The sequence below is a fragment of the Gordonia oryzae genome, from assembly GCF_003797185.1.
In the GTDB taxonomy this organism is placed as follows: domain Bacteria; phylum Actinomycetota; class Actinomycetes; order Mycobacteriales; family Mycobacteriaceae; genus Gordonia; species Gordonia oryzae.
Genome location: NZ_RKMH01000002.1, coordinates 194,964 through 220,538 on the forward strand (window position 1 = coordinate 194,964; position 25,575 = coordinate 220,538).

The 25,575-nt window shown below is 65.8% G+C and carries 18 protein-coding genes; 13 read left to right on the plus strand and 5 right to left on the minus strand.

Annotated elements, in window-relative coordinates:
- Nucleotides 1-141 precede the first annotated feature (141 nt).
- Complete coding sequence (gene rpmF, locus EF294_RS02885; protein ID WP_014359175.1) at nucleotides 142-315, plus strand: 50S ribosomal protein L32; 174 nt, start codon at nucleotides 142-144, stop codon at nucleotides 313-315.
- Nucleotides 316-887: 572 nt separating this feature from the next.
- On the opposite strand, the gene EF294_RS02890 is transcribed toward rpmF, so the two are convergent.
- Nucleotides 888-1,658: an SDR family oxidoreductase gene (locus EF294_RS02890; protein WP_123925492.1), complete on the minus strand. Its 771-nt coding sequence runs from the start codon at nucleotides 1,656-1,658 to the stop codon at nucleotides 888-890.
- A 172-nt stretch (nucleotides 1,659-1,830) separates the two neighbouring features.
- Between EF294_RS02890 and EF294_RS02895 the strand changes: the two genes are divergently transcribed.
- The 5 genes from EF294_RS02895 to EF294_RS02915 all read left to right on the plus strand — a co-directional run bounded on the left by EF294_RS02895 (nucleotide 1,831) and on the right by EF294_RS02915 (nucleotide 7,890).
- A complete protein-coding gene (locus tag EF294_RS02895; RefSeq protein ID WP_123925493.1) occupies nucleotides 1,831-2,781 on the plus strand; it encodes an AurF N-oxygenase family protein in 951 nt (316 codons plus the stop codon).
- Complete coding sequence (locus EF294_RS02900) at nucleotides 2,781-4,364, plus strand: 4Fe-4S binding protein (RefSeq protein ID WP_123925494.1); 1,584 nt, start codon at nucleotides 2,781-2,783, stop codon at nucleotides 4,362-4,364. Before EF294_RS02895 ends, EF294_RS02900 begins: the two co-directional genes overlap by 1 nt.
- A gap of 279 nt (nucleotides 4,365-4,643) precedes the next feature.
- Nucleotides 4,644-4,991 (plus strand): molybdopterin oxidoreductase, encoded by a 348-nt coding sequence (locus tag EF294_RS02905; protein WP_123925495.1) that lies wholly within the window; start codon nucleotides 4,644-4,646, stop codon nucleotides 4,989-4,991.
- Complete coding sequence (gene nirB / locus EF294_RS02910; RefSeq protein ID WP_123925496.1) at nucleotides 4,991-7,519, plus strand: nitrite reductase large subunit NirB; 2,529 nt, start codon at nucleotides 4,991-4,993, stop codon at nucleotides 7,517-7,519. The genes EF294_RS02905 and nirB overlap by 1 nt, the downstream gene beginning before the upstream one ends.
- Nucleotides 7,516-7,890 (plus strand): Rieske (2Fe-2S) protein, encoded by a 375-nt coding sequence (locus EF294_RS02915; RefSeq protein ID WP_342774311.1) that lies wholly within the window; start codon nucleotides 7,516-7,518, stop codon nucleotides 7,888-7,890. Before nirB ends, EF294_RS02915 begins: the two co-directional genes overlap by 4 nt.
- A 572-nt stretch (nucleotides 7,891-8,462) precedes the next feature.
- Here EF294_RS02915 and EF294_RS02920 read toward each other — a convergent pair.
- Complete coding sequence (locus EF294_RS02920) at nucleotides 8,463-12,644, minus strand: bifunctional nitrate reductase/sulfite reductase flavoprotein subunit alpha (protein ID WP_123925497.1); 4,182 nt, start codon at nucleotides 12,642-12,644, stop codon at nucleotides 8,463-8,465.
- Between the two features lie 237 nt (nucleotides 12,645-12,881).
- Here EF294_RS02920 and EF294_RS02925 point away from each other — a divergent pair, with 237 nt between their 5' ends.
- From EF294_RS02925 to EF294_RS02955, 6 genes are all read left to right on the plus strand, one after another.
- The gene (locus EF294_RS02925) at nucleotides 12,882-13,568 is read left to right on the plus strand and encodes a response regulator transcription factor (protein ID WP_123925498.1); all 687 of its coding nucleotides are present in this window, start codon (nucleotides 12,882-12,884) and stop codon (nucleotides 13,566-13,568) included.
- Nucleotides 13,569-13,801: 233 nt separating this feature from the next.
- Nucleotides 13,802-15,220: a HAMP domain-containing sensor histidine kinase gene (locus EF294_RS02930; protein ID WP_425459392.1), complete on the plus strand. Its 1,419-nt coding sequence runs from the start codon at nucleotides 13,802-13,804 to the stop codon at nucleotides 15,218-15,220.
- A gap of 203 nt (nucleotides 15,221-15,423) precedes the next feature.
- The gene (locus EF294_RS02935; RefSeq protein ID WP_123925500.1) at nucleotides 15,424-17,004 is read left to right on the plus strand and encodes a trypsin-like peptidase domain-containing protein; all 1,581 of its coding nucleotides are present in this window, start codon (nucleotides 15,424-15,426) and stop codon (nucleotides 17,002-17,004) included.
- Between the two features lie 136 nt (nucleotides 17,005-17,140).
- Entirely contained in the window at nucleotides 17,141-17,764 is a 624-nt protein-coding gene (locus EF294_RS02940; protein ID WP_185090927.1) for a MogA/MoaB family molybdenum cofactor biosynthesis protein, read from the plus strand.
- Between the two features lie 656 nt (nucleotides 17,765-18,420).
- Nucleotides 18,421-19,074: an MspA family porin gene (locus tag EF294_RS02950; protein WP_123925503.1), complete on the plus strand. Its 654-nt coding sequence runs from the start codon at nucleotides 18,421-18,423 to the stop codon at nucleotides 19,072-19,074.
- 77 nt (nucleotides 19,075-19,151) lie between these two features.
- On the plus strand, nucleotides 19,152-19,808 hold the full coding sequence (locus EF294_RS02955) for an MspA family porin (RefSeq protein WP_123925504.1): 657 nt from the start codon (nucleotides 19,152-19,154) through the stop codon (nucleotides 19,806-19,808).
- 312 nt (nucleotides 19,809-20,120) lie between these two features.
- Here EF294_RS02955 and EF294_RS02960 read toward each other — a convergent pair whose 3' ends face one another.
- The 3 genes from EF294_RS02960 to EF294_RS02970 all read right to left on the minus strand — a co-directional run bounded on the left by EF294_RS02960 (nucleotide 20,121) and on the right by EF294_RS02970 (nucleotide 24,034).
- A complete protein-coding gene (locus EF294_RS02960) occupies nucleotides 20,121-22,223 on the minus strand; it encodes a heavy metal translocating P-type ATPase (protein ID WP_425459388.1) in 2,103 nt (700 codons plus the stop codon).
- Between the two features lie 127 nt (nucleotides 22,224-22,350).
- On the minus strand, nucleotides 22,351-23,208 hold the full coding sequence (gene mscL / locus EF294_RS02965) for a large conductance mechanosensitive channel protein MscL (protein WP_123925506.1): 858 nt from the start codon (nucleotides 23,206-23,208) through the stop codon (nucleotides 22,351-22,353).
- Nucleotides 23,209-23,377: 169 nt separating this feature from the next.
- Nucleotides 23,378-24,034, minus strand: a complete 657-nt coding sequence (locus tag EF294_RS02970) for an SAF domain-containing protein (RefSeq protein WP_123925507.1) — start codon at nucleotides 24,032-24,034, stop codon at nucleotides 23,378-23,380.
- A gap of 192 nt (nucleotides 24,035-24,226) precedes the next feature.
- Here EF294_RS02970 and nhaA point away from each other — a divergent pair, with 192 nt between their 5' ends.
- Nucleotides 24,227-25,561 (plus strand): Na+/H+ antiporter NhaA, encoded by a 1,335-nt coding sequence (gene nhaA, locus EF294_RS02975; RefSeq protein ID WP_123925508.1) that lies wholly within the window; start codon nucleotides 24,227-24,229, stop codon nucleotides 25,559-25,561.
- The last annotated feature ends 14 nt before the right edge of the window (nucleotides 25,562-25,575 follow it).

Consider the following 25,575-nt stretch of genomic DNA (forward strand, 5'->3'; position numbering starts at 1 on the left):
TTTGGATCTGCGACCACCCGCCGGGTAGTCTGGTCGGGTTGCGTGTCGCGCCTAACTGCCGCGGACGCGCTGACCAGGAGCAATCATCCCCCTGTATTCGGTGCGGATGAACGGCGAGACCACGTAGAGAAGGGCACGATCATGGCTGTACCGAAGCGCCGGATGTCGCGGGCGAACACCCGCAGCCGTCGTTCGCAGTGGAAGGCGGACAACCCCGCACTGCAAGAGGTCAAGGTGAACGGCGTCGCGCAGCGCATCCCGCGCCGCCTCGTCAAGGCCGCGCAGGCCGGCATCATCGATCTCGATCGCCGCTGAGCCAACGTGTGACCGGGTAGCCGGTCCAGAACGTGCCGACCGCCCCGGGAGTTTCTCGGGGCGGTCGTCGTTGTGAGGGGTCGGTTGCCGTGCGGGAATATCGGGGTAGCCGCAGATTCTCTTCATCGCTGTGTTCGCCCGAGTGGGGCGCGGTGCTCGGTGACGCAGGGATGCCGGCCTCGCCCTCCTCGCCCTCACCGTCACGATGCTCACGGGCGCGTCGGTAGCGGCGTCCTGCGTGATCTGCTCCTCGCCGTCGCCGGCCCACGTCTGCGCAGACCTGGCCGACGGGCTGGTCGGCGGTCCGCGCCGGTGTCGTCGTCGTCCATCCGGCCTTCACCGAAGCGCGTCGCACGATCCATGTGCTTGATTGCCCTTCGGTATGGGACCTGTTTGCACGATCGGTGCGAGCGTCGCCGTCGGCTGATACGCGAGTGCGTCGGCCTCGGTGCTACGCGGTGCCCGCACTCGTCGGTGCCCGGTGTGGACCTCGCCGGGCGTGCCATGTTCCCCTCGAAGATGCACCCGGCCGGGCGCCCTTTTCCGGCTGGGGCTCCTCGACCATCGGGCGCCTATTGGGCGAGCACCTTGTTGACGGTCCGGTTCAGGAAGTTGGGGATGAATTTGGCGGCATTGCCCAGGACCAGGGTTTGGGTTCCGACGGAGTAGCTGGTGCGGTGCAGCAGCCTGTCGATACGGGTCGGGTTTACCGACTCATAGACCTTCTCGGCTACCTCCTCGGGGGTGATGCGCACTCCGAGCGTCTTGGTCGTCTTGGCGTCGTTGTCGGCGAGGGCGGTCTTGGCCCACAGCGGCCAGATACCGACGACGCGGATGTCCTCGTGCTCCCACTCGAGTTCGAGGGCTTCGGTGAGGCCGGCGACGTAGAACTTGGTGGCCGAATATGTGGCGATGCCGGGCTGGCCGTAGATCGCTGAGGCCGAGGCGATGTTGACCAGGTGCGCGCCCGGAGTCTTCTTCAGGTAAGGGTAGGCGGCCTGTGCGCCGAGGGTCACGCCCAGCGCGTCGATGTCGATCTGCGCGCGGATCGCCTGGGGGGTGATCTCGTCGAGGCGTCCCGCGACGAGGACGCCCGCGTTGTTGTCGAGGACGTCGAGGGTGCCGCCGGTGTGTTCGGTGAATGCCGCGAGCGCGTCGGCCCACTGTTGTGGTTCGCGGACGTCGAGGACTCCGGTGATGAAGTCGGGGTGATTGGCGCTCACCTTGTCGAGTGCTTCCCGGTTCACGTCGAAGACGCCGACGGTCCACCCCTCGCGTCCGAACCGCTCGGCCGTGGCCAGCCCGATGCCCGACGCACCGCCGGTGATGAAGATGGAAGACATGTGCACTCCTCGGTGTGGCCTGCGTAATCGTGGTATCACTCGGAACTTACTGGTGGGTATAGTAGCGAAGTTGTTTACCAGGTCACATGTGACTGCTATCTTGACAACAAGCGTTGATATGACATCAGCAGTTGTCATAGTAATGACCTGACCGAGACGGAGGCACCGCGACATGACCGCCGCAATCGACCGCATAGATCCTCACACCACCGCTGACGACGACGGCGTCGTGGTCAGCATGCGCGACCAGGGAACCGACGAGGTGTCGACGCGTCTGCTCGCGTCGGCGGCCCGGCTGTCGCGCAACGCGATGACCGAGATCGACTGGTCTGTGCCCATGGACCCGACGAAGTACGGCTGCAGCCCGGAATGGTCGTCGCTGTACGGCACCGCCTACTGGGACGAACTGACCGAGGAGCAGCGCATCTCGGTCACCCGCCACGAGTTCGCGTCGATCATGAACATCGGCATCTGGTTCGAGATGATCCTGCAGGAAATGGTCGTCCGCGATCAATATCTCGGTGCCTACCACAGCCCCGAGTTCCAGTTCGCGCTCACCGAGATCGCCGACGAGTGCCGCCACTCGATCATGTTCGCCAAGGCGAGCGAGAAGATGGTCGGCACCTCCTACAAGCCCACCAAGTGGGTCGGGCGGCTCGGCAGGCTCTTCAAGGCCACCGCCAAGGACGAGGTCGCCTATGCCGGCATCCTCGTTGCCGAAGAGGTCCTCGACGTCTTCCAGCGCGGCTGCATGCGCGACGAGCGGGTACTCCCGTTCATTCGTACCGTCAACGAGATCCATGTTCTCGAGGAATCGCGGCACATGAAGTTCGCGCGTGAGGAGGTGCGTGAGTCGATGCAGGGCATCAGCTGGACCCGTCGCCAGTTCAGCGCGCTGTACGTGTCGGTGGCTGCGTACCTCATCGTGTCGAGCCTGGTCCAGCGCAAGGCATTCGAGGACGCCGGACTCGACGCCGACCGGGCCGTGCAGGAGATGAACCACAACTCGCACTTTCAGTCGATGATCCGCAGCAGTTGCGCGCATCTGATGGAGTTCCTCGACGAGGTGGGACTGCTGACCCGCCCGGCGATGCACTACTACCGGAAAGTGCACATGCTCTGATGTTTGTCATCACCCAATCCTGTTGCAGCGACGCAGCATGCGTGTCGGTCTGTCCGGTCAACTGCATCCACCCGACTCCGGAGGAGCGGGGCTTTGGAACCTCCGACATCCTGCACATCGACCCTCAGGCCTGCATCGACTGCGGTGCTTGCGCCGACGCCTGCCCGGTGGACGCGATCTTCCCCGCCGACAAGCTCGGCACCCGCGACAAGGTCTTCGTCGAGATCAACGCCGACTACTACAAGAACAACCCGGACGTGACCTCTGGGTGGTCGGACGTGGTCTATCCGGAGATCCCGAAACTCCCTGCGGGACTGCGGGTTGCGCTGGTCGGCACCGGACCGTCGGGTGGATACGCCCTGCGGACCCTGCTCGACCGGACCGAGGCGCACGTGACCGTCATCGACAAGCTGCCCACGCCTGGTGGCCTTGTCCGCGCCGGGGTGGCCCCGGACCACCCGGGTACCAAGGGTGTGTTGCACGGCTTTGACCTGCTCTACCGCGATCCGCGGGTCACCATGGCCACCAACGTCGAGGTCGGGGAGGCGCCGGGTCAGATCACCCCTGCCGAGCTCGCGGATCATTTCGACGCCGTGTTCTACGCCGTTGGCGCCAGTGAGTCACGTCGCTTGGGGATTGCGGGTGAGGAGCTTGTCGGCTCGACGTCGGCGACCGAACTCGTCGCGTGGTACAACGCGGTGCCCGGCGCCGACGTCGCGCCTCCGATCCGCCGCGACCACACCGCAACCGGTCGGGCCGTGATCGTCGGGACCGGCAACGTCGCACTCGACGTCGCGCGGATCCTCATCTCACCGCCGGAGTTGTTGGCCACCACCGACATCGCCGACCGTGCGTTGCGCATTCTTGAGGAGCAGAATGTGCACGAAGTCGTTGTGCTCGGTCGTCGTGATCAGGCATCGGCGGCTTACACCTCGGCGGAATACCGTGCCTTGTCGACGATTCCGGGTGTGGAGCTCATCGTTTATGACGATCCCGACGCCGAGTTGCCAGACCTCACCGGTCCCGCCGATCCGCAGCGTCGTCGCATCGTGTTCCTCTTTCACTCCGCACCGGAGAGCATCCTCGGCCACACACAGGTCGAGGCCGTCGACGTCCGCACCGGAGCGCATACCCGCCGGATCGGCGCGGATCTCGTGGTGCGCTCCATCGGGTATCGATCGGTGCCGATTGCGGGACTGCCCTTCGACGACGCTCGCGGACTGTTTCCCAACCAGGAAGGCCGGATGCTCGACGAGCACGGCCAGGTCATCCCGGGCGTGTACGTTCTCGGGTGGGCCAAGCGCGGCCCGAGTGGCGGCATCGGCGCCAACAAGATGTGCGCGCAACGCACCGTGGAGGACTTCATCGAGGACGCCGTTGCCGGCGTACTGCCTCGATCTGTTCGCTCGTCCGAGGAGTTCGGGGTGTTGTTGCGCAAGCGAACCCGCGACGTCATCGGCTACCGCGGTATGCGCGCCATTGACCGCATCGAACGGCGACGCGGCGAGGAGCAGGGCCGCCCGCGGGTGAAGTTCACCCGCATCCCCGACATGGTCGGCGCCGCAAGATGGCGAAAACGATGACCGCGGCGATCGAATCCGTAGGGCCGCTCTGATGACGCCGAACCCTGCTCGCGAAGTTTCTCGCGTCATTCACCCGGAATGCGATCGCGCTGCCCATGTGACGACCATTCCGGGCCGGTTGGCGATGGTCGATCTCGGGTAGGTCGTGCGTGCTGCCCCGCGACCGGGCCCTCCGGGCCGGAAGACCTCCCGGCCGGGAGGTCAGGGCGTGAGCGCCTGACAACCCCCTCGTAACACAGCAGCAAGTCGCATTTCACGCGGTATCGCGATAGTGGCCTCATGGCCAGTACCCCACACTTTCTTCAGGGTGTCTTCGCATTCACCGGCTCCGGGCTCGCCAGGCCCGTGCCGATCGATCCGGGGCTGTCGTATGTGGTGCCCTCCGGACTGACCGCTCAACCGTTGTACTTTCGCGGTGGCAACAGCTCCGGTGAACTGATTTCGGTGACTCTCACGCGTGACGGATCGCCGATGCGGATCTTTCCGATGGGAGCACGGGGTGCGGTCAACGTACCGCTGCGGGTGGTGCAGGACGTCGATCCCGATTCCACCCTTGAACTGCTGGTTGCCGCGCCCGCGGGATGCGCCGGTGTGGTCGTCATCGACTTCGGCATGGTGCTCATCTGATGGGGGATCAGGTGCTGGGGGATTCGCTGCCGGAACATCCGGGCGCTGGTGCGACACGTCGCCTCGTCGTCGTCGGCAATGGCATGGCCGGCGCCCGTACCGTCGAGGAGATCCTGGCGCGCGGTGGGGGTGAGATGTTCTCGCTCACCATGATCGGCGACGAGCCGTACGGCAACTACAACCGGATCATGCTGTCGCACGTGCTCGCCGGGGAGAGCGCCGTCGATGACGACGACCTCATGCTCAACCCGATGACCTGGTACTCCGACAACGGCGTCATCCTGCACGCCGGCGATCGTGCGGTCGCGGTAGATCGTTTTGCCAAGACCGTCACGTGCGAAAGTGGCGCGATCATCGGTTTCGACGTACTGATCATCGCGACCGGCTCGCACACCTTCTTCCCCAACATGGACGGACTCCGTGAAGCCGACGGCCGGTTGGCGCGAGGGGTTTTCGGATTCCGTACCATCGCCGACACCAACGGCATGCTGCAGATGGCGACCTCTCGGGATCACCTGCGCGCGGTGGTCATCGGTGGTGGGCTCCTTGGGCTTGAGGCCGCCTACGGGTTGACCACTCGTGGCGTGGCGGTCGACGTGGTGCACGCACCGGGCCATCTGATGAACCAGCAGCTCGATGAGCGCGGCGGAAAAGTCCTGCGAAACAACATCGAAGCACTCGGGGTAGGTGTGCACACCGGCAAACGCACCACCGCCGTCCTGCGCACCGACACCGGAACCGTTGCAGGCGTGCAGTTCACCGACGGTGACACCCTGCCTGCCGACATGATCGTGGTCACCGCGGGCATCCGCGCCAACGTCGAGCTGGCGCGCGGCGCTGGGCTCGTCGTCGAACGCGGGATCGTCGTCGACGACCAGATGCGCTGCGAGGATGAGGCATTCATCTACGCCGTCGGTGAATGCGCACAGCACCGCAGCGAGGTGTACGGGCTGGTCGCGCCGCTGTGGGAACAAGCGGCGGTTCTCGCCGATGTGCTCACCGGCGCCGATCCACATGCGGAGTACCACGGTTCGCGCCTGACCACCAAGCTGAAGGTTGCGGGCGTGGACGTCGCAGCGATGGGCGTCAAGGGCCCCGAACGCGAGGACGACGAGTTCGTCCAGTTCTACGAACCGCGCAACGGTATCTATAAGTCAGTGGTGGTGCGCGACAACAAACTCATCGGCGCGATGCTCCTCGGTGACGTCTCCAAGGTTGGCTTCCTCACCCAGGCATTCGACGAGAAGGTGCCGCTACCCGCCGAACGCATCTCGATGCTGTTCGACATCGGAACTCCCAGTGCGGCAACCGGAGCCGCGGAATTGTCCGACGACGCGCAGGTGTGCAACTGCAATGGCGTGACCAAGGCCGATCTCGTGGCATGCGTCCGCGGCGGAGCCACGAGTGTCACCGAGGTGTGCGCGGCGACCCGCGCGGGCAAGGGTTGTGGCTCGTGCAAGGGTCTCGTCGCCGACGTTGTGGAGTTCGCGGCCGGCGACACACTGACCCCCGATGTCTGCGCCGACTGGTACGTCGCGTGCATCCCATTGACGAAATCCGAACTGATCGAGGCGATCCGGCGTCAGGATCTGCGTTCGGTCACCGCGGTGTTCGACGCGCTCGCACCCGACGGGGAGAATGCGGCGGCGAAAATGCCCTTGGCGTCATTGTTGCGTGTGGTGTGGGGGCCCGACTGGCAGCGTGAACCGGGAGCGCTGTTCGTCAACGACCGGGTACACGCGAACATCCAACGCGACGGCACGTTCTCGGTGGTTCCACAGATGAAGGGCGGGGTCACCTCGCCGCAGCAACTGCGTCGGATCGCCGACGTCGCTGAGAAATACGACATTCCGATGATCAAGGCGACCGGCGGTCAACGGTTGGATCTGTTGGGGGTCAGGAAGGAAGACCTGCCCAGGGTATGGGCCGATCTCGGCATGCCGTCCGGATATGCCTACGGCAAGAGCTTTCGGACGGTCAAGACCTGCGTGGGCGCCGACTATTGCCGGTTCGGTCTCGACGACTCTACGGCGCTGGGAATTGCCATCGAGTCGCGCTATCAGGGTCTGGAATCGCCGGCCAAGCTCAAACTGGCGGTCACTGGATGCCCGCGCAACTGTGCGGAGGCACTGTGCAAGGACTTCGGTGTGGTGGCCATCGGCAACGGGCTCTGGGAGATCTACGTCGGCGGCGCAGCGGGCGCGCATATTCGCAAGGGCGATCTGCTGGCCACCGCCGACTCCCCGGACGAGGTGATCCGACTGTGCGGCATCTTCATCCAGTACTACCGGGAGAACGCCAGGTGGCTCGAACGCACGTATGCGTGGGTGCCCAGGATCGGTATCGACGAATTGCGCGCGATTCTCGTCGATGATCGCGACGGCCTCGTCGCGGGATTGCAGGACCGGATCGACTCGGCCGTCGCCGGCTACGTCGACCCGTGGCTCGACCGCGACGAGCCGAAGTCGCCCGCCCAGTTCTCCTCCGCCCTGCCATTGTTGCCGCTGCCGCAGGTGCCGGTCCGGTGACCGGGGTCGAGCGTCGAGGCCAGGAGTCCGCGCGCTCCGGGTCCGCCCGCTCCGGGTCCGTCAGCGCAGAACCGGTGGAGATTGGCGAGATGGCGGACCTCGCACTCGGGGAAGGCCGCGCATTTGTGCTCGGTGACAAGCAGGTAGCGGTCTTTCAGATGACCGACGGCACGCTGCGCGCCACCTCCGCGGTCTGCCCGCACAAGGGCGGACCGCTCGCCGACGGACAGTTCGACCTCGGCGCCGTCGTCTGCCCGCTCCACCAGTACGAGTTCAGCTTCGCTGACGGTGGTTGCACCACAGCGGGTATCGGCACGGTCGAGGTCTACCGTGTCGAGGATCGTGACGGACGGATCGTGGTGTGGGCGTAACGGCAACCCGCCGGTCCCCGCGTCACGCGTTCGTCACGTTCGCCAGTGCCGGTCCGCACACACGGCAAAGAAGGGCGTCCGCAGGAGCTCGATCTCCGCGAACGCCGAGATCATTGATGTGGGAATGATGTTGCTGAAGAATTCGCTGGTACGCGGCAGCTCGCCAGTGCCGGTTGACTTCGCGACCGCGTCTGCCCCGGTGACCAGGGTGTGCGGGCCGATGCTGAATCTGACGCGGGGCACGACGATGTCGCCACCGCCAGGGCGAAGGTCAACGCGAAGGCACCTCGACGCACCTTGACGCTGGCGCGGCCCACCAACGTCAGGTCGCCGTTGTGAGCGATCCCGGCGATGATCGCCACGATCAGCCGGATGAACGAGGTATGCCAATCGTCCCGGGCTGTGCCGGTGGGCCCTTTGTCGGCACGATGATGACTGCGGTCATGCGGCGAGAGTGGCAACGAGTCATGTCCCTGTGGTTGCAATGCGCGATAGGTGAACCGTCATTGCGGTGCGGTGGATTGCAACTCTGTGCAGGATTTGCCGGAAACCGGTCCGCGGTCCCCGTTCGGTCAGTACACATCGCGCACATAACGCTTGTCGGCGGCGAGTGCGTTGACGTACTGCTCGGCGCTCTTCTCCGACAGCTTTCCATACTGGGCGACAACACCTTTCAGTGTCGCGTGCACGTCGCGCGCCATTCGGCTCGCGTCACCGCACACATAGATTTGGGCGCCGGCGTGCAGCCATCGGTAGAGTTCGGCGCCGTGCTCGGCGATGCGGTCCTGCACGTAGATCTTGCGGTCCTGATCGCGGGAGAACGCGACATCGAGGCGGGTCAGTAGGCCATCGGAGAGCATGTCGGTGAGTTCGTGGCGATAGTAGAAGTCGGTGGCGCTGTGTTGTTCACCGAAGAACAACCAGTTGCGCCCGCTGTGTCCCAGGGCACGCCGCTCGTGGAGGAATGCGCGAAATGGTGCGATCCCGGTGCCCGGTCCGATCATGATCATCGGGGTGTCGGGGTCGGCGGGTGGGCGAAAGTGGTTGGTGGGCGTCACGAAGACGCCGATCTCGGCGCTCTCGGCGTGGTCGGCGAGGAAGGTCGAACACACGCCGTTGCGTGGGGTGCCGTGTACGTTGTAGCGCACCGCGGACACCGTCAGATGTACCTCACCTGGATCGGTCAGCGGAGACGACGAAATCGAGTAGGAGCGTGGCGCAAGGGGCTTGATCACATCAACCCATTCCTGTGCATCGGCGCAGACTCGAGTCGTCGCCAGGACGTCCACGGATTGCCGACCCCACGACCACGAGGCGAACTCGTCCTTGTTGCCGGGTGCGGTCAGTGCCGTCAATCTCTCATCGCCACTGCGCACGGCCATGAACCGCACGAGATCGGGTGTCAGGCGCGCTATTTCGAGATGATCGCGCAGCGCCGTGCCGAGCGTGATGGTGCCGGCCGGGTGGGCTGGTCCGTCCGGGATCTCCACCAAGACCTCTGGATCGAGACCGGTGTGGTGAAGCCACTCGTCGACGAGGCTCTCGCTATTGCGCGGATAGACGCCGAGCGCATCGCCGGCGCGGTACTCCAAGGTGCCAGGCGGAAGGTGGAAGGCGAAGTTGCGCACATCCTTTGCCGAGCCGGAGGTGTTCAGTCGTCTGTTGTGGATCAGGCTGGTGCGCAACGGCTTCTTGCGTGAATACCCGGGCGCGATGACCTGCGCGGCGGGGTCGCGAACCTCGATGCGTGCGGCGGTGACGTCGGGGGTGGTCGGGGCCTCGGGTGTGAGACGGGTGAGAACACGCTCAAGCCACACCTCGGCGGGCTCCTCGAAGTCCGGTTCGCAGTCCACCCGATCGGTCAGGCGCGTCGCCCCGAGCTCGGCGAGCCGCTCGTCGAGTCTGCGTCCGTGGCCGCAAAAGTCGTCATAACTGGAGTCGCCGAAAGCCAGTACTGAATAGGTCAACTCGTGGAGTGCGGGCGTGTCGTCGGCGTTCAGGCGATCCCAGAAGCCGGTGCCGTTGTCGGGTGGTTCGCCATCGCCGGTGGTCGCCGTGACGAACAGTGCGGTGCCGGATAAGGCAGTCGGATCGCACTCGTCCATCGCCGTGGCCGTCACCGGATGTCCGCCCTCGCGCAGACGCGTGACAACGGTCTCGGCGAAGTCTTCGGCGTTGCCCATCTGCGACGCCCACAGGACGCTGATCGCTGCGCGCGACGCCGCCGGCGCCTCGACGGAATTCGCGTCGGCATCCGGGTCGGCGCGGACCGAGCGTGAGAACATCCCGGCCAGTACGCCGTTGACAAAGGTGGCGGTGTCCGCAGTGATCGGCGCGCTCGCGGGCAGGGTCGGCACCGCGGTGTGGGGCGGTGCTGCGCGGAGGCCGGCGACGAGGCCGGCGAGATAGGTCCGTTCGGCGTCGGTGAATGACGGGGTGGTGATCGCGGAAACGCCGAGGACCGACGCGAGCGAGTCGGCGAGCGCTGTCGACGCGGCGGGGGGCGCTGTCGGCGCGGCGGGGGGCGCTGTCGACGGAAGCGACCGCGCTGTTGGCGGTTCGGCGGCACCGACTCTGGTGAGGGCGACGGCACACACCTTGAACTCCGGCTGCTGGGAGGTGGGGTCGATGGCATCGGAGGTGACCGCGTTGATCGCGAGGCTCTCCCCCCAGAGGTCGTTCCAGTGGAAGGGGACGAAGACGCTTCCCGGCCGGACGCGGTCGGACACCTGCGCGGGCAGTACCGCACGTCCGCGTCGCGAGGCCACCTCGACACGGTCGGTGTCGGAAATCGCCATCCGGGCAGCATCATCGGGGTGAATCTCGACGAACGGTCCGGACGTGAGCTTGTTCAGCGTGGCGACTCGCCCGGTCTTGGTCAGCGTGTGCCACTGGTGTGGGAGGCGCCCGGTGTTGAGCAGGACCGGAAAGTCGTCGTCGGGCATCTCCGCCGGATCGACGTGCGGCCGCGCGAAGAACTGCGCGCGACGCGTCGGTGTGGCAAAGGCCAACCGAGGGCGGGTGCCGTCGTCGAACTGGTGCAGCGTCTGGCTGCGACCGTCGTTGAGGTAGCGGACAGGGTGCCGTCCCTCGGCGTCGGTGTCCTCCGGCGGGCACGGCCATTGGATCGGGGAGTGGCGCAACCGCTCGTAGGTGACACCGCGCAGGTCATAGCCGGTGCGTGGGTTGTGAAACCGGCGGATCTCGTCGAAGATCTCCTCGGCGCTGTCGTAGGTGAATGCATCGGAATACCCCATTGCGCAAGCGATCCGGGCGATGATCTGCCAGTCCGGTAGCGCCTGGCCGGGTGCCGGCATGGCCGGGGAGAACAAGGTGATGTTGCGTTCGGAGTTGACCATGGTGCCGGTGGATTCACTCCACAGGGCGGCGGGCAGGACGACGTCTGCGTAGGCGTTGGTCTCGGTGGCGGCGAATGCGTCCTGGGTGACGACAAGCTCGGCGTGACGGAGGCCGTCGATGACGGTACTCCGATTGGCCACCGAGGCAACAGGGTTGGTGCAGATGATCCAGCATGCCTTGATCTGTCCGTCGACCATGCGGGAGAACAAGTCGATGGTGCCGCCGCCGACACTGGTGCGGAGAGTCCCGGCGGGCAGACGCCATTGTTCTTCGACAAAGGCCCGGTCCTCGTCGGAGGTCACGGCACGCTGACCGGGTAGGCCCGCTCCCATGTAGCCCATCTCGCGGCCACCCATGGCGTTGGGCTGACCGGTCAGCGAGAACGGCCCGCTGCCGGGTCGGCAGATCGCGCCGGTGGCGAGGTGGAGATTGATCAGCGCGTTGGTGTTCCACGTTCCGTGCGTCGACTGGTTGAGACCCATCGTCCAACAACTCATCCAGTTGCCGGCGGTACCGATCAACGCCGCCGCGGCCCGCAGGTCCTTCTCGTCGATCCCGCAGATCTCGGCCACCTGCTCCGGCGGGTACTGAGCGGCGAACTCGGGCATCTGCTCGAATCCGTCGGTGAACTCGGAGATGAACTCCTCGTCGAGATGGCTGCCGGTGATCAACAGATGGAGCAATCCGTTGAGCAGTGCGAGGTCGGTGCCGGAGCGGACGGGTAGATAGAGGTCGGCTTTGTCGGCGGTGGCGGTGCGTCGCGGGTCGGCGACGATGAGGGTGGCGCCGGCCTTGACGCGATCCATCATCCGCAGGAACAGGATCGGGTGGCAATCGGCCATGTTGGCGCCGATGACGAAGAAGACGTCGGCGTTGTCGAAGTCTTGATATGAGCCCGGTGGGCCGTCGGCGCCGAGTGATTGCTTGTAGCCGGTGCCGGCGCTGGCCATGCACAGCCGTGAGTTGGACTCGATCTGGTTGGTACGGATAAAGCCCTTGGCAAGCTTGTTGCTGAGGTACTGCGCCTCCATCGACATCTGACCGGACACGTACAGAGCCACCGCGTCGGGTCCGTGTTCGTCGATGATGGTGCGCAGCCGCGTGGCTGTGTCGAGGAGAACGTCGTCGAGGTCGGCGGGCTGCGGCTCGGCGTCGCGGGAAGAACGCACCAGCGGGGCGGTCAGCCGGCCACCGGAGTTCAGCATGTCGGCGGTCGTGGAGCCCTTGGTGCACAACCGACCGAAGTTCGTGGGGTGATCCTTGCGCCCTGTGCTCTTGAGGACTCGTATCGGCTCGTCCGAGTGGCCGGTGACAGTCAGATCGAGCCCGCAGCCGACCCCGCAATAGGCGCACAGTGTTGCAGTGGTCGACGGCGAAGTACGCGGCGGGCTCACCGTCCCAGGGTCGGTACCGTGTGTTTCACGACCCGAATGCCGCGGTTACGTGGCAATCAACTTGGCCTCACAGCGGTGGTCGGTCGATGTGCGGGCAATCGTCAGTCGGGCGGAACCGCGCCGCGTCGCTGGTACCGGCGCAGCCCCGCACCGCGGGTCCCACGCTCGGTGCGAAAGTTCGCACGACCTGCGCGTTGCTCAGACAGCTCTCAGTAGTTGTGGATAAAACTAGTACCCATGCGGATACTCGTGGTCGACGACGATCGGGCCGTGCGTGAGTCGTTACGCCGATCGCTCACCTTCAACGGCTACACCGTCGACACCGCAGGTGACGGCATCGAAGCGCTGGAGAAGGTGATAGCCGAGCGACCCGACGTCGCCATCCTCGATGTGATGATGCCGCGCCTCGACGGCCTCGAGGTATGCCGGCGATTGCGTTCCACCGGAGACGACCTGCCGATTCTGGTGCTCACTGCGCGCGATTCGGTGTCCGAGCGGGTGGCCGGCCTCGACGCCGGGGCCGATGACTACCTCCCCAAGCCGTTCGCGATGGAGGAACTGCTCGCGCGTCTGCGTGCCCTGCTGCGTCGCGCGGCCCCCGAGGACGGCGCCGACTCGGAGACTCTGACGTTCGTGGATCTCTCCCTCGACCCGGTAACCCGCGACGTCTACCGCGGCGAACGCCAGATCAGTCTGACGCGCACCGAGTTCGCGCTGCTGGAAATGCTGATGGCCAATCCGCGGCGGGTGCTCTCGCGCAGCCGGATCCTCGAAGAGGTGTGGGGATACGACTTCCCGACCTCCGGAAATGCCCTCGAGGTCTACGTCGGCTACCTACGCCGCAAGACCGAGGCCGACGGGGAGACGCGTCTGATCCACACCGTGCGCGGCGTCGGATACGTGCTGCGGGAGACGCCGCCGTAGTGGCCAACCCCGGAGGTTTCCCGGCGGGCGCCCAGACCGATTCCGCGTCGCCGCCGCCGTTGACCGAGATGCACGCCACGTCGGACACACCGACGTCACCCTTGCACGCGTCGATCCCACACGAGACGACTCCGCACGCGTCGGCGATGAAACCCGGCAGCTCGATGCCCCCGCGGATTCGTCGAGGTGTCGCGCGCCGATGGTTTCGACTGCCCAAGCACGGTGAGCGCGAGATGCGTGCACCGATGCCGCTGACGCGCTCGGTCTCCCTGCGCGTGCGCGTGACGCTGCTGTCGGCGACGGTGGTGCTGCTCGCCGTGAGTCTGATGGCTGCGGCGGCCTACTTCGTTGTCTCCCGCGCGATGTACAACGAGATCGATACCGGGCTGGAGAGCCGTGCCGACGGCATGACGTTGCTGGCCAAGAGCGGCACGATCAACCAGCGTCCGGAAGCGCTGCTGACCGGAACCGTGTTCTCCACCAGTATCTCCATCGGCCTCGTTCGCCCCGACGGCATTGCGGTCACCGTCGGTGAGGTGCCGTTCGGTGACGCCGAGCGGTCGGTGGCGATGTCGCCGACGCGGCCGGGCAACAACGCACAGAGCCTGCGGACGATCAACAACCAGCGGGTGCTCGCCCGCAAACTCGACGACGGCAGCACCCTGATCCTGGCGCAGTCGTTGCTGCACACCGATCGCACACTGAAACGTCTGGCGTGGGTGCTCTTCGTGGTCGGCTGCGGCGGGGTGGCTCTCGCGGCGCTGGCCGGCATGGCCGTGGCCCGAGCGGGGCTGAGACCCGTTGCCAGGCTCACGCGGGCTACCGAGCGGGTGGCCCGAACCCGGGACCTCACGCCGATCCCGGTTACCGGCAACGACGAGCTGGCACGTCTGACCGAGAGTTTCAACACGATGCTGCGAGCGCTCGCCGAATCGCGGGACCAGCAGGCGAGACTGGTCGCCGATGCCGGGCACGAGTTACGTACACCGTTGACGTCGCTGCGCACCAACCTCGAACTGCTGATCGCCTCGAGCGAGCCCGGCGCGCCACCGGTACCCACTGCCGACATGGTGGAACTGCGCTCGGACGTGATGGCCCAGATCGGCGAATTGTCGACGCTGGTCGGCGATCTCGTCGACCTTGCCCGCGAGGATGCGCCCGAGGTGGTGCACGAGGAGATCGATCTCGGTGAGGTTGTTTCGGGCGCGCTCGAGCGGGTGCGTCGTCGCCGATCGGATGTGGAATTCACCACGACACTGGTGCCGTGGTTCGTCTTCGGTGATCAGCATGGCCTCGCCCGCGCGGTGCTCAACCTGCTCGACAATGCCGCCAAGTGGTCGCCGCGCGGTCGCACGGTGGAGGTGATGCTCACCCAGCTGACCCCTACCACCGCAGAACTGGCCGTCGCCGACGCCGGCCCCGGCATTCCCGAGGAGGACCGGGCGCTGGTGTTCGAGCGCTTCTACCGCGCCACTCAGTCACGGTCGATGCCCGGGTCGGGACTTGGGCTGGCGATCGTGCGTCAGGTGGTGGTCCGCATGGGCGGCACGGTACGTGCCGAACAGTCACACCTCGGAGGAGCAGTCATCCGAATGACATTGCCGGGGCATCCGGCGCCGATGGAACCAACGCCGCAGGTGGTTCGTCAGTAGAGAGATGACTCGGCAGCGATGCCCAGGACTGTGTCCGCGCGCAGGCCAGGTACTTGATCGCCTAGGGTTGTCTGCGCCACAACAACGGTGACGGACACCCGCGGTGACAACCACGGCAAGCGACACATGACCGGTGCCGACGACACGACTGGCGGACATGCGCCCGCCGGCAGGGATTCTCGACGAAAGATGTGGGGACGACGATGACGGGTGGAGGTTCGCACCGCGGGCCGTTCGGTGATGACGCGCAGAACTCCGGTGGCGCGCCGAACTACGGTGAGTCCGGGTGGACGGGAGCCTATGGTCGTCCGGGCCAGGAGCCGGGTGCGCCCGGATATTCGCCCGGTCCCTCGACCGGCCCTATTCCCACTTATGATTCGCCCCACTACGGGTCTCCCCACTACGGCTCGTCGGGCTCGGCGCCGTGGGAACGGACCTCAACCTACGGCGACAGCTCCGGATCGAACCCGGAATCGCAGTCGCAAACAACGGGTTTCGGTGAGAGCAGTGCTGCGCCCACGCAGTCCTTCGGTGCCGGATCCCACGGCGGGGCGGAGCCGTACGGCGCATACGGTGCAGGATCGGGTCCGATCGGGCCGTCGGGACCGCCCCCGGGAACCGGTTTCGGTGATCGGCAACCACTACCGGAACCGCAGGGCCCCAAGAAGAATTCTCGTGGCGGATTGATCGCGGCGCTCGTCGCCGGTGCGCTGGTGATCGGCCTGGTGGCCGGTGGCGTCGGCGGAGTCGTCGGGTCCCGGCTCAACGACGACTCGACGTCGACGGCGGCCAATAACCAACCGCTCGGTGGCGATCCCAGCGCGCGTGACAGCGGCTCTGTGCCGGCACCGGAGGGTTCGGTCCAGCAGGTGGCTGCGCAAACCCTGCCGTCGGTGGTGTCGATCGACGTCACCGCGGGCACCGAGCAGGCTGAGGGTTCGGGCGTCGTGCTCAGCGCCGACGGCGTCATCATGACCAACAACCACGTGGTGAGCGGTAGTAATGGCCGCCCGGCCACCGACGTCGTCGTGAACTTCCAGGACGGCTCGCGTTCCGCGGCTCGCGTGCTGGGTGCCGATCCCATCTCCGATATCGCAGTCATCAAGGTCGACAAGTCCGGCCTGACCCCGATCAAGGTAGGGACCTCCGACAATCTCGCGGTCGGCCAGGACGTCATCGCCATCGGAGCGCCGCTGGGCCTGCAGGGCACGGTCACCACCGGCATCATCTCCGCATTGAACCGCCCGGTCTCCACACAACGCGAGGGCGACACCACCTCGGTGATCGACGCGATTCAGACCGACGCGGCGATCAATCCCGGCAATTCCGGTGGCGCGTTGGTCAACGCGCGTGGTGCACTGATCGGTGTGAACACCGCCATCGCCACTCTCGGCGGCGGCAGCGGCGGCGAGGAGCAGCAGACCGGCAGCATTGGACTCGGCTTCGCGATCCCCATCGACCAGGCGATTCGAGTGGCCAACGAACTCCGCGACACCGGAAAGGCAACCCACGCCGGTCTCGGGGTGTCGGTGCGGCCGAGTACCGATCCGAACTCCCCCGGAGCGCTCATCGCCGACGTACAGGCCGGTGGCCCGGCCGCAGCGGCCGGAATTCCCAAGGGTGCGATCGTCACCAAGATCGACGACCGCAACATCGCCACTGGTGACGCCCTCGTGGCGGCGGTGCGCTCCCACAACCCCGGTGATCGAGTCCAGGTCACTTACACCGCAGGCGGACAAACGAAGACAGTGACGGTGCAATTGGCGACGTTGCAGTCGAACTGACCGAATTAGGTGATTCGTTCGGCATGACTGCGACGAATCGCCAGGACGAATCACCAAGCAACGCCGAATCACCAAGCAACGCCGAATCACCACGAGCACGCCGCGGGCGTGTGCGAACGCAGAGAGGACAGTGGCCATGATGACCAGCGACTCCGATTTTCAGGTGGCTGAGCTCCCGATGACCGAAGGCGTCGAGGTGGATCCGGCCGACGTGGTGGCCGCCGATGCCGCCGCCCTCGCATTCGCAGCACGCCAGGGCGGCTCGGTACGCGAGTCCGCGGGCGACGAGGTGGGTCGAGCGTTGGTCGTCGTGGTCGACGACAAGGTGGCCCACGGCGATATCGAGAACCCACTCGGCCCGCTGGTGGGGGAGTTGCTGGAGGAGGCCGGATTCCACGTCGACGCGACGATCCTCGTCCCCGGCGACGAGGTGGAGATCCGCAACGCACTGAACACCGCGGTGATCGGCGGGGTAGACCTGGTGGTATCGGTCGGCGGTGTGGGCGTGGGTGCTCGCGATGTCGCGCCGGAAGCGACCGAACCACTCCTGGATCGACGGCTGCGCGGTATCGAGGAGGCCGTTCGGAGTTCAGGACTGGCTGCGGGTGCCACCGACGGCGGACTTTCGCGCGGGCTGGCCGGAATCTCGGGGCAGACGCTCGTGGTCAATATCGCCGATTCGCGGGCGGCTGTCCGCGACGGCATGGCGACCGTGGCGCCCCTCGCAAAACATGTGATCTCCAACATCAGGGATTTCTGACCCTGTCAGATCCACGCACTCGGATGGGGTGGACCTTGCCCGCACATGAGACCCACGGCGAGGGTGACACGGCACACCGATGCGCCCAGGAGCAGGGATCGTCCGATCCAAAATCGGTCGGTGAGCAGTCGATTCGTGCTCGAGACGCGGCGCGACGCCGCCGTGATCTTGACGCGATCTTTGGAGATTCGTTACCCGAAACAACGCGCGATGAACGTGATCTGCGTCATATCGATGAGGGGCGCGCTCGCTACGACCGGGAACGTCCGCCGCACTACGAGTAGCGTTCACAGCGCCTACAACAGCCAGTTTTCCTGTCATTAACATTCGGTATTGTTTCGATTGCTCAGGATGGATGCGGCATGGCGAATGAATTATCTGAGACATCGCTGATTCCAGCTGTTGCCCTCTTTGTGACCTCTCAGATAGCGTTCGCACCGACTACACCGGTACCCAGCGTGGAGGACCGGTAGCGGGTCCTGCAGAACCACGTAAGTGGCGATGCAGTGGCGGCGAGGGCGGTTCACCTCTTGTTAACCCGGTTGATGTGATCGGGTTACCTGAGTTGGACACGATGCCCTCGACCGCCGAGGTCAGGACGGGACGTGTGGGTGCATGTTCCGCGAGATTTAGCCGAATCCTGTGAGAGGGAACGAATGAGCAAGTTCAGCAAGCTTGGGCTGCGCCGTGCTGCGGGGGCATGCGCCATCACCGCAGCCGCGGCGATCGGTCTGGCAAGCATGGGTACGGGAAACGCCGCGGCAGCTCCCTTGCCGAATGGTTCCAAGGTTGTCACCGGTCTCGATGGTGAGACGGTCCAGACCATCCGCACCGGCGAGAATGCATGGCCTGTGCCTTCGCTGGCGGCCAATGGTGCTGGGCGTGCCGCTGAGGTCTCGGGTGTGTACACCGTGAAAGCAAATGACGGTGTGACCGGACGTGTGTATGTCGGCTTCTTGATCGGCTGCCAGATCAATATCTCGGGGATGTCGGGTGGCCTCGGGGGCAGTCTCGACCTGACGACTGGTCTTCCTTCGGCATCGGCCTCGCTGGCTGTCCCACTGACGCCGGGCACCGTGAAGGCTGTCAAGGTCGATTACAAGACCATCGGTGACAAAGGCATTGCCGCCTTCCAGCTTGACCATTTCGGGATCGACGTTCAGCAGTGTGGCGGCTTTGCGCAAGCTCGCTCGTTTGTGTACGTCATGGCCGGCAAGGGCTTCAAGGTCGACACCGACAATGACGTGATCGACAGCGATGGTGGCTACATCCAGTCCACGCTTTGGGGCAAGCCCTTCAGTCTCAACTGAGTGGCAGCAGACAAACCAGCAACAACTCTGAGATTTCTCTGCTGCACAGGCAGATAGACATTCCACGAAGGGGAATCATGAAGAAGATCAGCACACGGCGTGCGATCGCGGCCGCCGGTGTCGTTGGCGCCGCATTGATGGGCCTGACCAGCCTGGGTGCCGGCGGCGCCGTGGCCGGCCCGTTGCCGGGAGCCAAGGTCGTCAAGAAGCTTGTCGATGGCACACCGGTCACGATCCAGCTCTACGACGAGAGTGCCGACGTCCATCCGGCCGTAACTAATATTGCAACAAGCCGTGAAGTATTCGTTTCCGGCAAAGTACGGGTCACTGTCGGCGGTCAAGCTGATGGCGGCACGATTTCCGCCGGTTACATCGTCGGATGTCAGCTCAACTTCGGAGCCAGCTCCGGGACTTCGGGTGGGGCAGCTCTTGGAAGTGGCGGTTCCGTCACGCCTTCCGGGTCTGCTACCGGTGGTTTTACTTTGAGCCCCGGTGAGGCGGTGTTTGTTCCGACAGTGGGTACTCTGATCGGCCTCGAAGACAGCAGCAGCAACGCCATCAACGCGAACACCTTCTCGGGCACCACCGGTGGTGTGGCCTACAGCCAGGAGAAGTTCGGGGTTGACGGCTGCGCCGGCTATGCGCAGGCCAAGGCCGTCGTTCAGGTTACCGTCGAGACGGACGCTGTCAAGGGTGTTCTGACCGCCTACGGCAAGCCGTTCAGCATCGGCTGACATTCGCGGCCGGACCTCACGGTCCTTCACGCAACAAGGGCGGGAAACCAGAAATGGTTTCCCGCCCTTTGTCGTTCCTTCGGGCGCGGCATAGGGGAGGACCGCGATCCTGCCGGAACGAGGTGCGCCGTGTGGGTTGTGCGCGGGTCGGGGGAGATGCGCACTTCCCGCACGGCACCACGGTTGCTCGATTAACCGTGAGCCGGCCGGGTGTTGCCGACGGGATTGACAGTAGGCCCGCGACCTGGGGAGTCGTTCGGGGAAACCTGTGAAAGCGCTGGCCGGTCGATCGCGCCGCCCGATGTGGTCGACTTATCCGTTTTCGTTGCGCTGCTCCAGGATTCGGTGAGAGCTGGCCTCGGGTGAGATGTCGAGCCGGCGCAGCAGTTGGGCGTTCAGCGCCACGACGACGGTGGACGCCGACATCAGGATCGCGCCGACGCTCATCGGCAGCACGAAGCCGATCGGCGCGAGCACGCCGGCCGCCAGCGGCACCGAGATCAGGTTGTATCCCGCTGCCCACCACAGGTTCTGCTGCATCTTGCGATAGCCCGCACGCGACAACTCGATCACCGACAACACCGGGCGGGGATCGGGGGAGGCGAGGATGACGCCGGCGGAGGCGACCGCGACGTCGGTGCCCGCACCGATCGCGATGCCGACGTCGGCTTGTGCGAGAGCGGGGGCGTCGTTGACGCCGTCGCCGACCATGGCGACCCGATGGCCCTCGCGCTGAAGCTCAGAAACCTTGGCGGACTTGTCTTCTGGACGTACACCCGCATACACGCGGTCGATGTCGAGTTCGGCGGCGACGCTGTCGGCAACGGCCTGCGCATCTCCGGTGACCACCACCACCTGCACGCCGAGGCGGTGTAGGGCGTCGACGGCCTGCCGCGATTCGGGGCGGACCTCATCGGCGAGTCGCAGTGCCCCGATCACCGCGCCATCGGCGACCACGTGCAGGATGATCGCGCCCTGCGCGCGCCAGTCGTCGGCGACGGTGAGCTCGTCGAGTCCCATCTCATCGAGCATGCGTGGGCCACCCACATGAATTTCGTGGCCGTTTACCGTTGCTGTGACGCCGACGGCCGGAGACGATGAGAAGTCCTGTGCGGGTATGATGTTCAGTTCCTCGGAGCGAGCGGCCTGGACGATTGCGCGGGCCAGGGGGTGTTCGCTGCCGGATTCTGCGGACGCTGCAGCGGCGAGGACGTCATCGGTGGAATGGGCCGGAGTCGGCTTCACGGCGGTGACCGCGGGCTCGCCCTTGGTCAGAGTTCCCGTCTTGTCGAACAAGACCGCGTCGACGGTCCGCATGGACTCGAGCGCCAGGCGGTCCTTGATCAGCACCCCGCCGCGCGCGGCCCGTTCGGTGGCGATCGCGACGACCAACGGGATGGCCAGTCCCAGCGCGTGCGGGCAGGCGATGACGAGCACGGTGATGGTGCGGACGACGGCATCGCCGGGCATGCCGAGTGCGACCCACACGATCGCCGTCAGAACGGCTGAGCCCAGCGCGAACCAGAACAGCCAGCCGGCGGCGGTGTCGGCGAGACGCTGTGCCCGCGAGGATGACGCTTGTGCTTCGGCGACGAGTCGTCCGATCCCTCCCAGGGCCGTGCCGTCGCCGATCGCCGAGACCTCGATCCGCAGACCGGAATCGGTGGCGACGGTGCCTGCCACCACCGAATCCCCGACGCCACGCGTGACCGGCGTGGATTCGCCGGTCACCATCGATTCGTCGAGGTTCGCCGACCCGTCCAGAACGATACCGTCGGCTGGTATCGACCCGCCCGGGCGTACGAGAACCACGTCGCCGACGACGAGGTCGGCCGGCGCGACGCTCACAATCTGCTCGTCGACCACCTTCTCGGCGGAGTCCGGGAGCAATGCCGCGAGCGAATCGAGAGCTGATGTCGCCTGCGCCAGCGAACGCATCTCGATCCAGTGACCGAGCAGCATGATGACGACGAGAAGTGCCAGCTCCCACCAGAAATCGAGCTCGTTGTCGAGCAGGTGCAGGGTCGATCCCCACGACGCGACAAACGCGACGGTGATCGCGAGCGCGATCAACAGCATCATTCCCGGAGCGCGGGAACGGATCTCGCCGACCGCCCCACCGAGGAAGGGTCGACCTCCCCACAGGTAGATCACGGTTCCGATCGCCGGCGATACCCAGCGCACCCAGTCGGGGGAGGGGAGTGAGTAGCCGATCAACTCGGCGAACATGCCGCTGACCACCACGGTCGGGATCGCGAGCACCAGCATGATCCAGAACAGCCGACGGAACGCGGCGACATGGTCGCCGTGCCCGGTGTGACCACTCATTGCAGTGTGACCGGAATGGCCGGCGTGTGCTGAGTGCGTGTGTTCCGGGTGATCGGTGGTGTTCCCTTGCTGGTCGTGCTGCTCCATGCCGCCGACCATATACCCCTAGGGGGTATGTCGCAACGATGCTCTGGACTGTGTGAATCGGGTTCGGTCAAAGACGAAGGCCCGGATCCCTTTCGGGAAACGGGCCTTCGATGGGGACGTTCGCGACTCAGCGGGAATGGCGACCGGGGCCGTCCGGCGGATAGTCGCCGGGGTACTCGCCCGGATACTGCTGATCGGGCGGCGGATAGTTGCCCGGAGGGTAGTTGCCGGGCGCTCCGCCGGCCGGGGGGTAATTACCCGGCGGAGGGTAGCTGCCCGGCGCGGGTGACGGGGTCGGCCAGCCAGGTCCTGGATACGGCGCGGTGCCCGGGCCCTGGCCGGGACGCTCCGGCGGGGCAAATGGCCCCGACGGTGCCGGATCGGAATACGGTGCGGGCGGCGTGCTGATCCGCTTCGTCGTGGTGTCGACGGCACTGGCTGAGCCATCGCGTTCGGATGGTCCGCCGGGGATACCAGTGGGTGGTCCGGACGGGTCACTGAGGTGCGGCGGGAGAATCGACTGCGCCTGTTCCTTGGCTGCAGAGCGCGAGCCCTCGGGAGCCAGGTAGTCGCGGATTTCGGTGAGCAGTGAGATCTCGGTGGCCTCGGCCTCGTCGGGTTTCTTGTCCAGCGAAGAGAGTTTGTTGTACGGCACGATGATGATGAAGTAGATGACGGCAGCGACGATCAGGAAGTTGATGATCGCGGCGATCAGCCCGCCGAAGTCGAGGAAGGTCGCCTGGTTGTCGGTGACCTTGAAACCGAGCCCACAGACCGATACCGGGTTGTTGACGGCGGTCTCGCCGGCTTTTGCGGTCGATGAGCCACAGTCGCCCTGACCGGTGGGGATGGCCGCCAACAACGGATTGATGATGCCGGTGGTGAACGCGGTGACGATACCGGTGAACGCGGCGCCGACGATGACCGCTGTGGCCAATTCGACGACGTTGCCTCTGAGTATGAAATCCTTGAAGCCCTTGAGCACTTCCGGTCCTTCCTGATCGGTCTTCGGTGCCGGGTAGTCGTGTCGTGACGCCCACAGGTGGGCATGGATTCTGGGAAAACTCTATCCAGGATCGTAAACGAGGCTGTGTATTTCGCTCAGTGAGTCGGCACTACGCATTACAGGGAACTACGTGTGTCCGGCCTGGCACTCAGTGCAGCACTACCGCGAGAGGCACGTCGAGCCCTGCTCCGGCAACTCGATGAGCTGCGGTTTCGGTCATGGCGAGCAGGATGGGCGGGTTGCTCGCCGCGCGCGTCGGCGTCGTCGGGGCCCCACCGGGAACCAGTGCGACGATGGCGCCCGCGGCCAGGATCTGCGCCTGCGCGTTGAGCACGTCCACGAGATCCCCGGCCCGTAACAGTGAAGCGACCGTGTCGTCGGCGAGTCGGACCGGCACCAACCGCGCATCGGCCCGTCCGGTCAACTCCATCGGCAGGCGCGGCGACAGTAGCCGCGCCTCGGTGACGATTTCTCCGGCGCGCACCGGGCCGGTCACCGTATGCGATTCGCCGTCGGCGGTCAGCCGTAGCGCTCCGTCGGGCACGAGGTCCACCGGAATGCGGAGTTCGCGCAGGTCGGTGCCGGTCACGGTGTGTCCCGGAAGCAGATCGCGCGCCGCCACCAAGACCGGCGCATCGGTCCTCGTTCGCTGACCGGTAACGCCGACGACGACGGCCACCGCCACCAGTAGCAGTGCTGCGCTGCGCCGGATCATCACCGACCGCGCCCATCCCGGACGCAGTGCGTGACCGACGCGATCCCGCAGTCGCGGCCCGAGAGCCGAACCACCTCCGAAGATATTCATGACGGGCAAACCTATCGGCCCCTCGGCGCGCCCGAGAGGCCTGAGTGGCGCGCTGTGGATAAAAGGCTTGTGGGCCTTGTTCTTCCACAGGGTGAACCTTCCAGATTGGACGTGGGCCCGTGTGAACTGGGAGAATGACTCCCGGTGTGCCGGGAAGCCTGGTCGGCTCCGCGCTCGTGACGAGCCGGATTCGTGCCGACGACCGATGAGGAGCCGCCCGTGACGGACCCCGACAACACCTCCACCGAACCCCACGCCGAGAATCCCGCCAAGACCGGCCACGCGTCCCGGCGCGTTGCCGACCGACGGGCACGCATGCGGCGGCTGCTCGCCCTCGACACCACCAGCGGCGTCCTGCTGTTGACCTTCGCGGCAATCGCGATGATCTGGGCCAACACAGGGTGGCGCGAGGCCTATCACCACCTACTGGCGATCGAGGTCGGCCCGGAGTCACTCCACCTGCACCTGACGCTGGCGCACTGGGCGGCCGACGGTCTGCTCGCCATCTTCTTCTTCGTCGTGGGTGTAGAGCTCAAACACGAATTCGTCGCCGGGGGGCTGCGCGATCTGCGGCTCGCCGGTGTGCCGATCGCGGCAGCGGTAGGCGGCATGATCGCGCCGGCAGTGGTGTATCTGCTGGTCGTGGGAACCACCTCGGACGATCCGTCCGCGCTGCACGGCTGGGCGACGCCGACCGCAACCGACATTGCCTTCGCCCTGGCCGTGCTCGCCATCTGCGGGCGTGGACTTCCGCTGGCGCTGCGTACCTTCCTGCTGACCCTGGCCGTCGTCGACGACCTGCTGGGCATCATCGTGATTGCCACCGTCTACACCGACTCCGTCGATCTGCTGATGTTGGGTGCGGCGGTGCTCGTCGTCGCAGTCTTCGCGCTCGCCGTGCGTGCGCCGCGCACCCGCTGGTGGCTGTTGTTGCCTCTGGCGGTGGCGGCGTGGGCGTTGATGCACGCCTCCGGGGTACACGCCACGGTCGCCGGTGTCCTCCTCGGATTCGTGGTGCCCGCCAAGCCGATTCGCGGTGAGAAGCGCAGCCGTGCAGAGCTCTTCGACGAGACGGTGCGACCCTGGTCGTCGTCAGTCGCTCTACCGGTGTTCGCCTTCGCGTCCGCCGGGGTCTCTCTCGTCGGCGCCGGCGGCGCGCTGGTGGAACCGGTCTCCGTCGGGATCGTGGCCGGCTTGGTGCTCGGAAAGATCATCGGCGTGCTCGGCGCAACCGCGGTGCTGACCCGCTTCACGCCGCTACGACTGCCCGATGCGATCGGGCTGCGAGATCTCGTGCCGATCGGCATGCTCACCGGTGTCGGATTCACCGTCGCCTTGCTCATCTCGGAGCTGTCGTTCGAGGACGGCGAGCATGCCGCACCGGCCAAGGCTGCCATCGTCATCGGATCGGTGATCGCCGCTGCTCTCGCGGGCGTGCTTTTGCGGTGGGATGCGCGCAAGAGTCGCGACCCCGACATGAACCGCGACGGCATTCCCGACCGCGACATCGAGGTCATCGGCGGATAGCCTTCCTGAGCAGT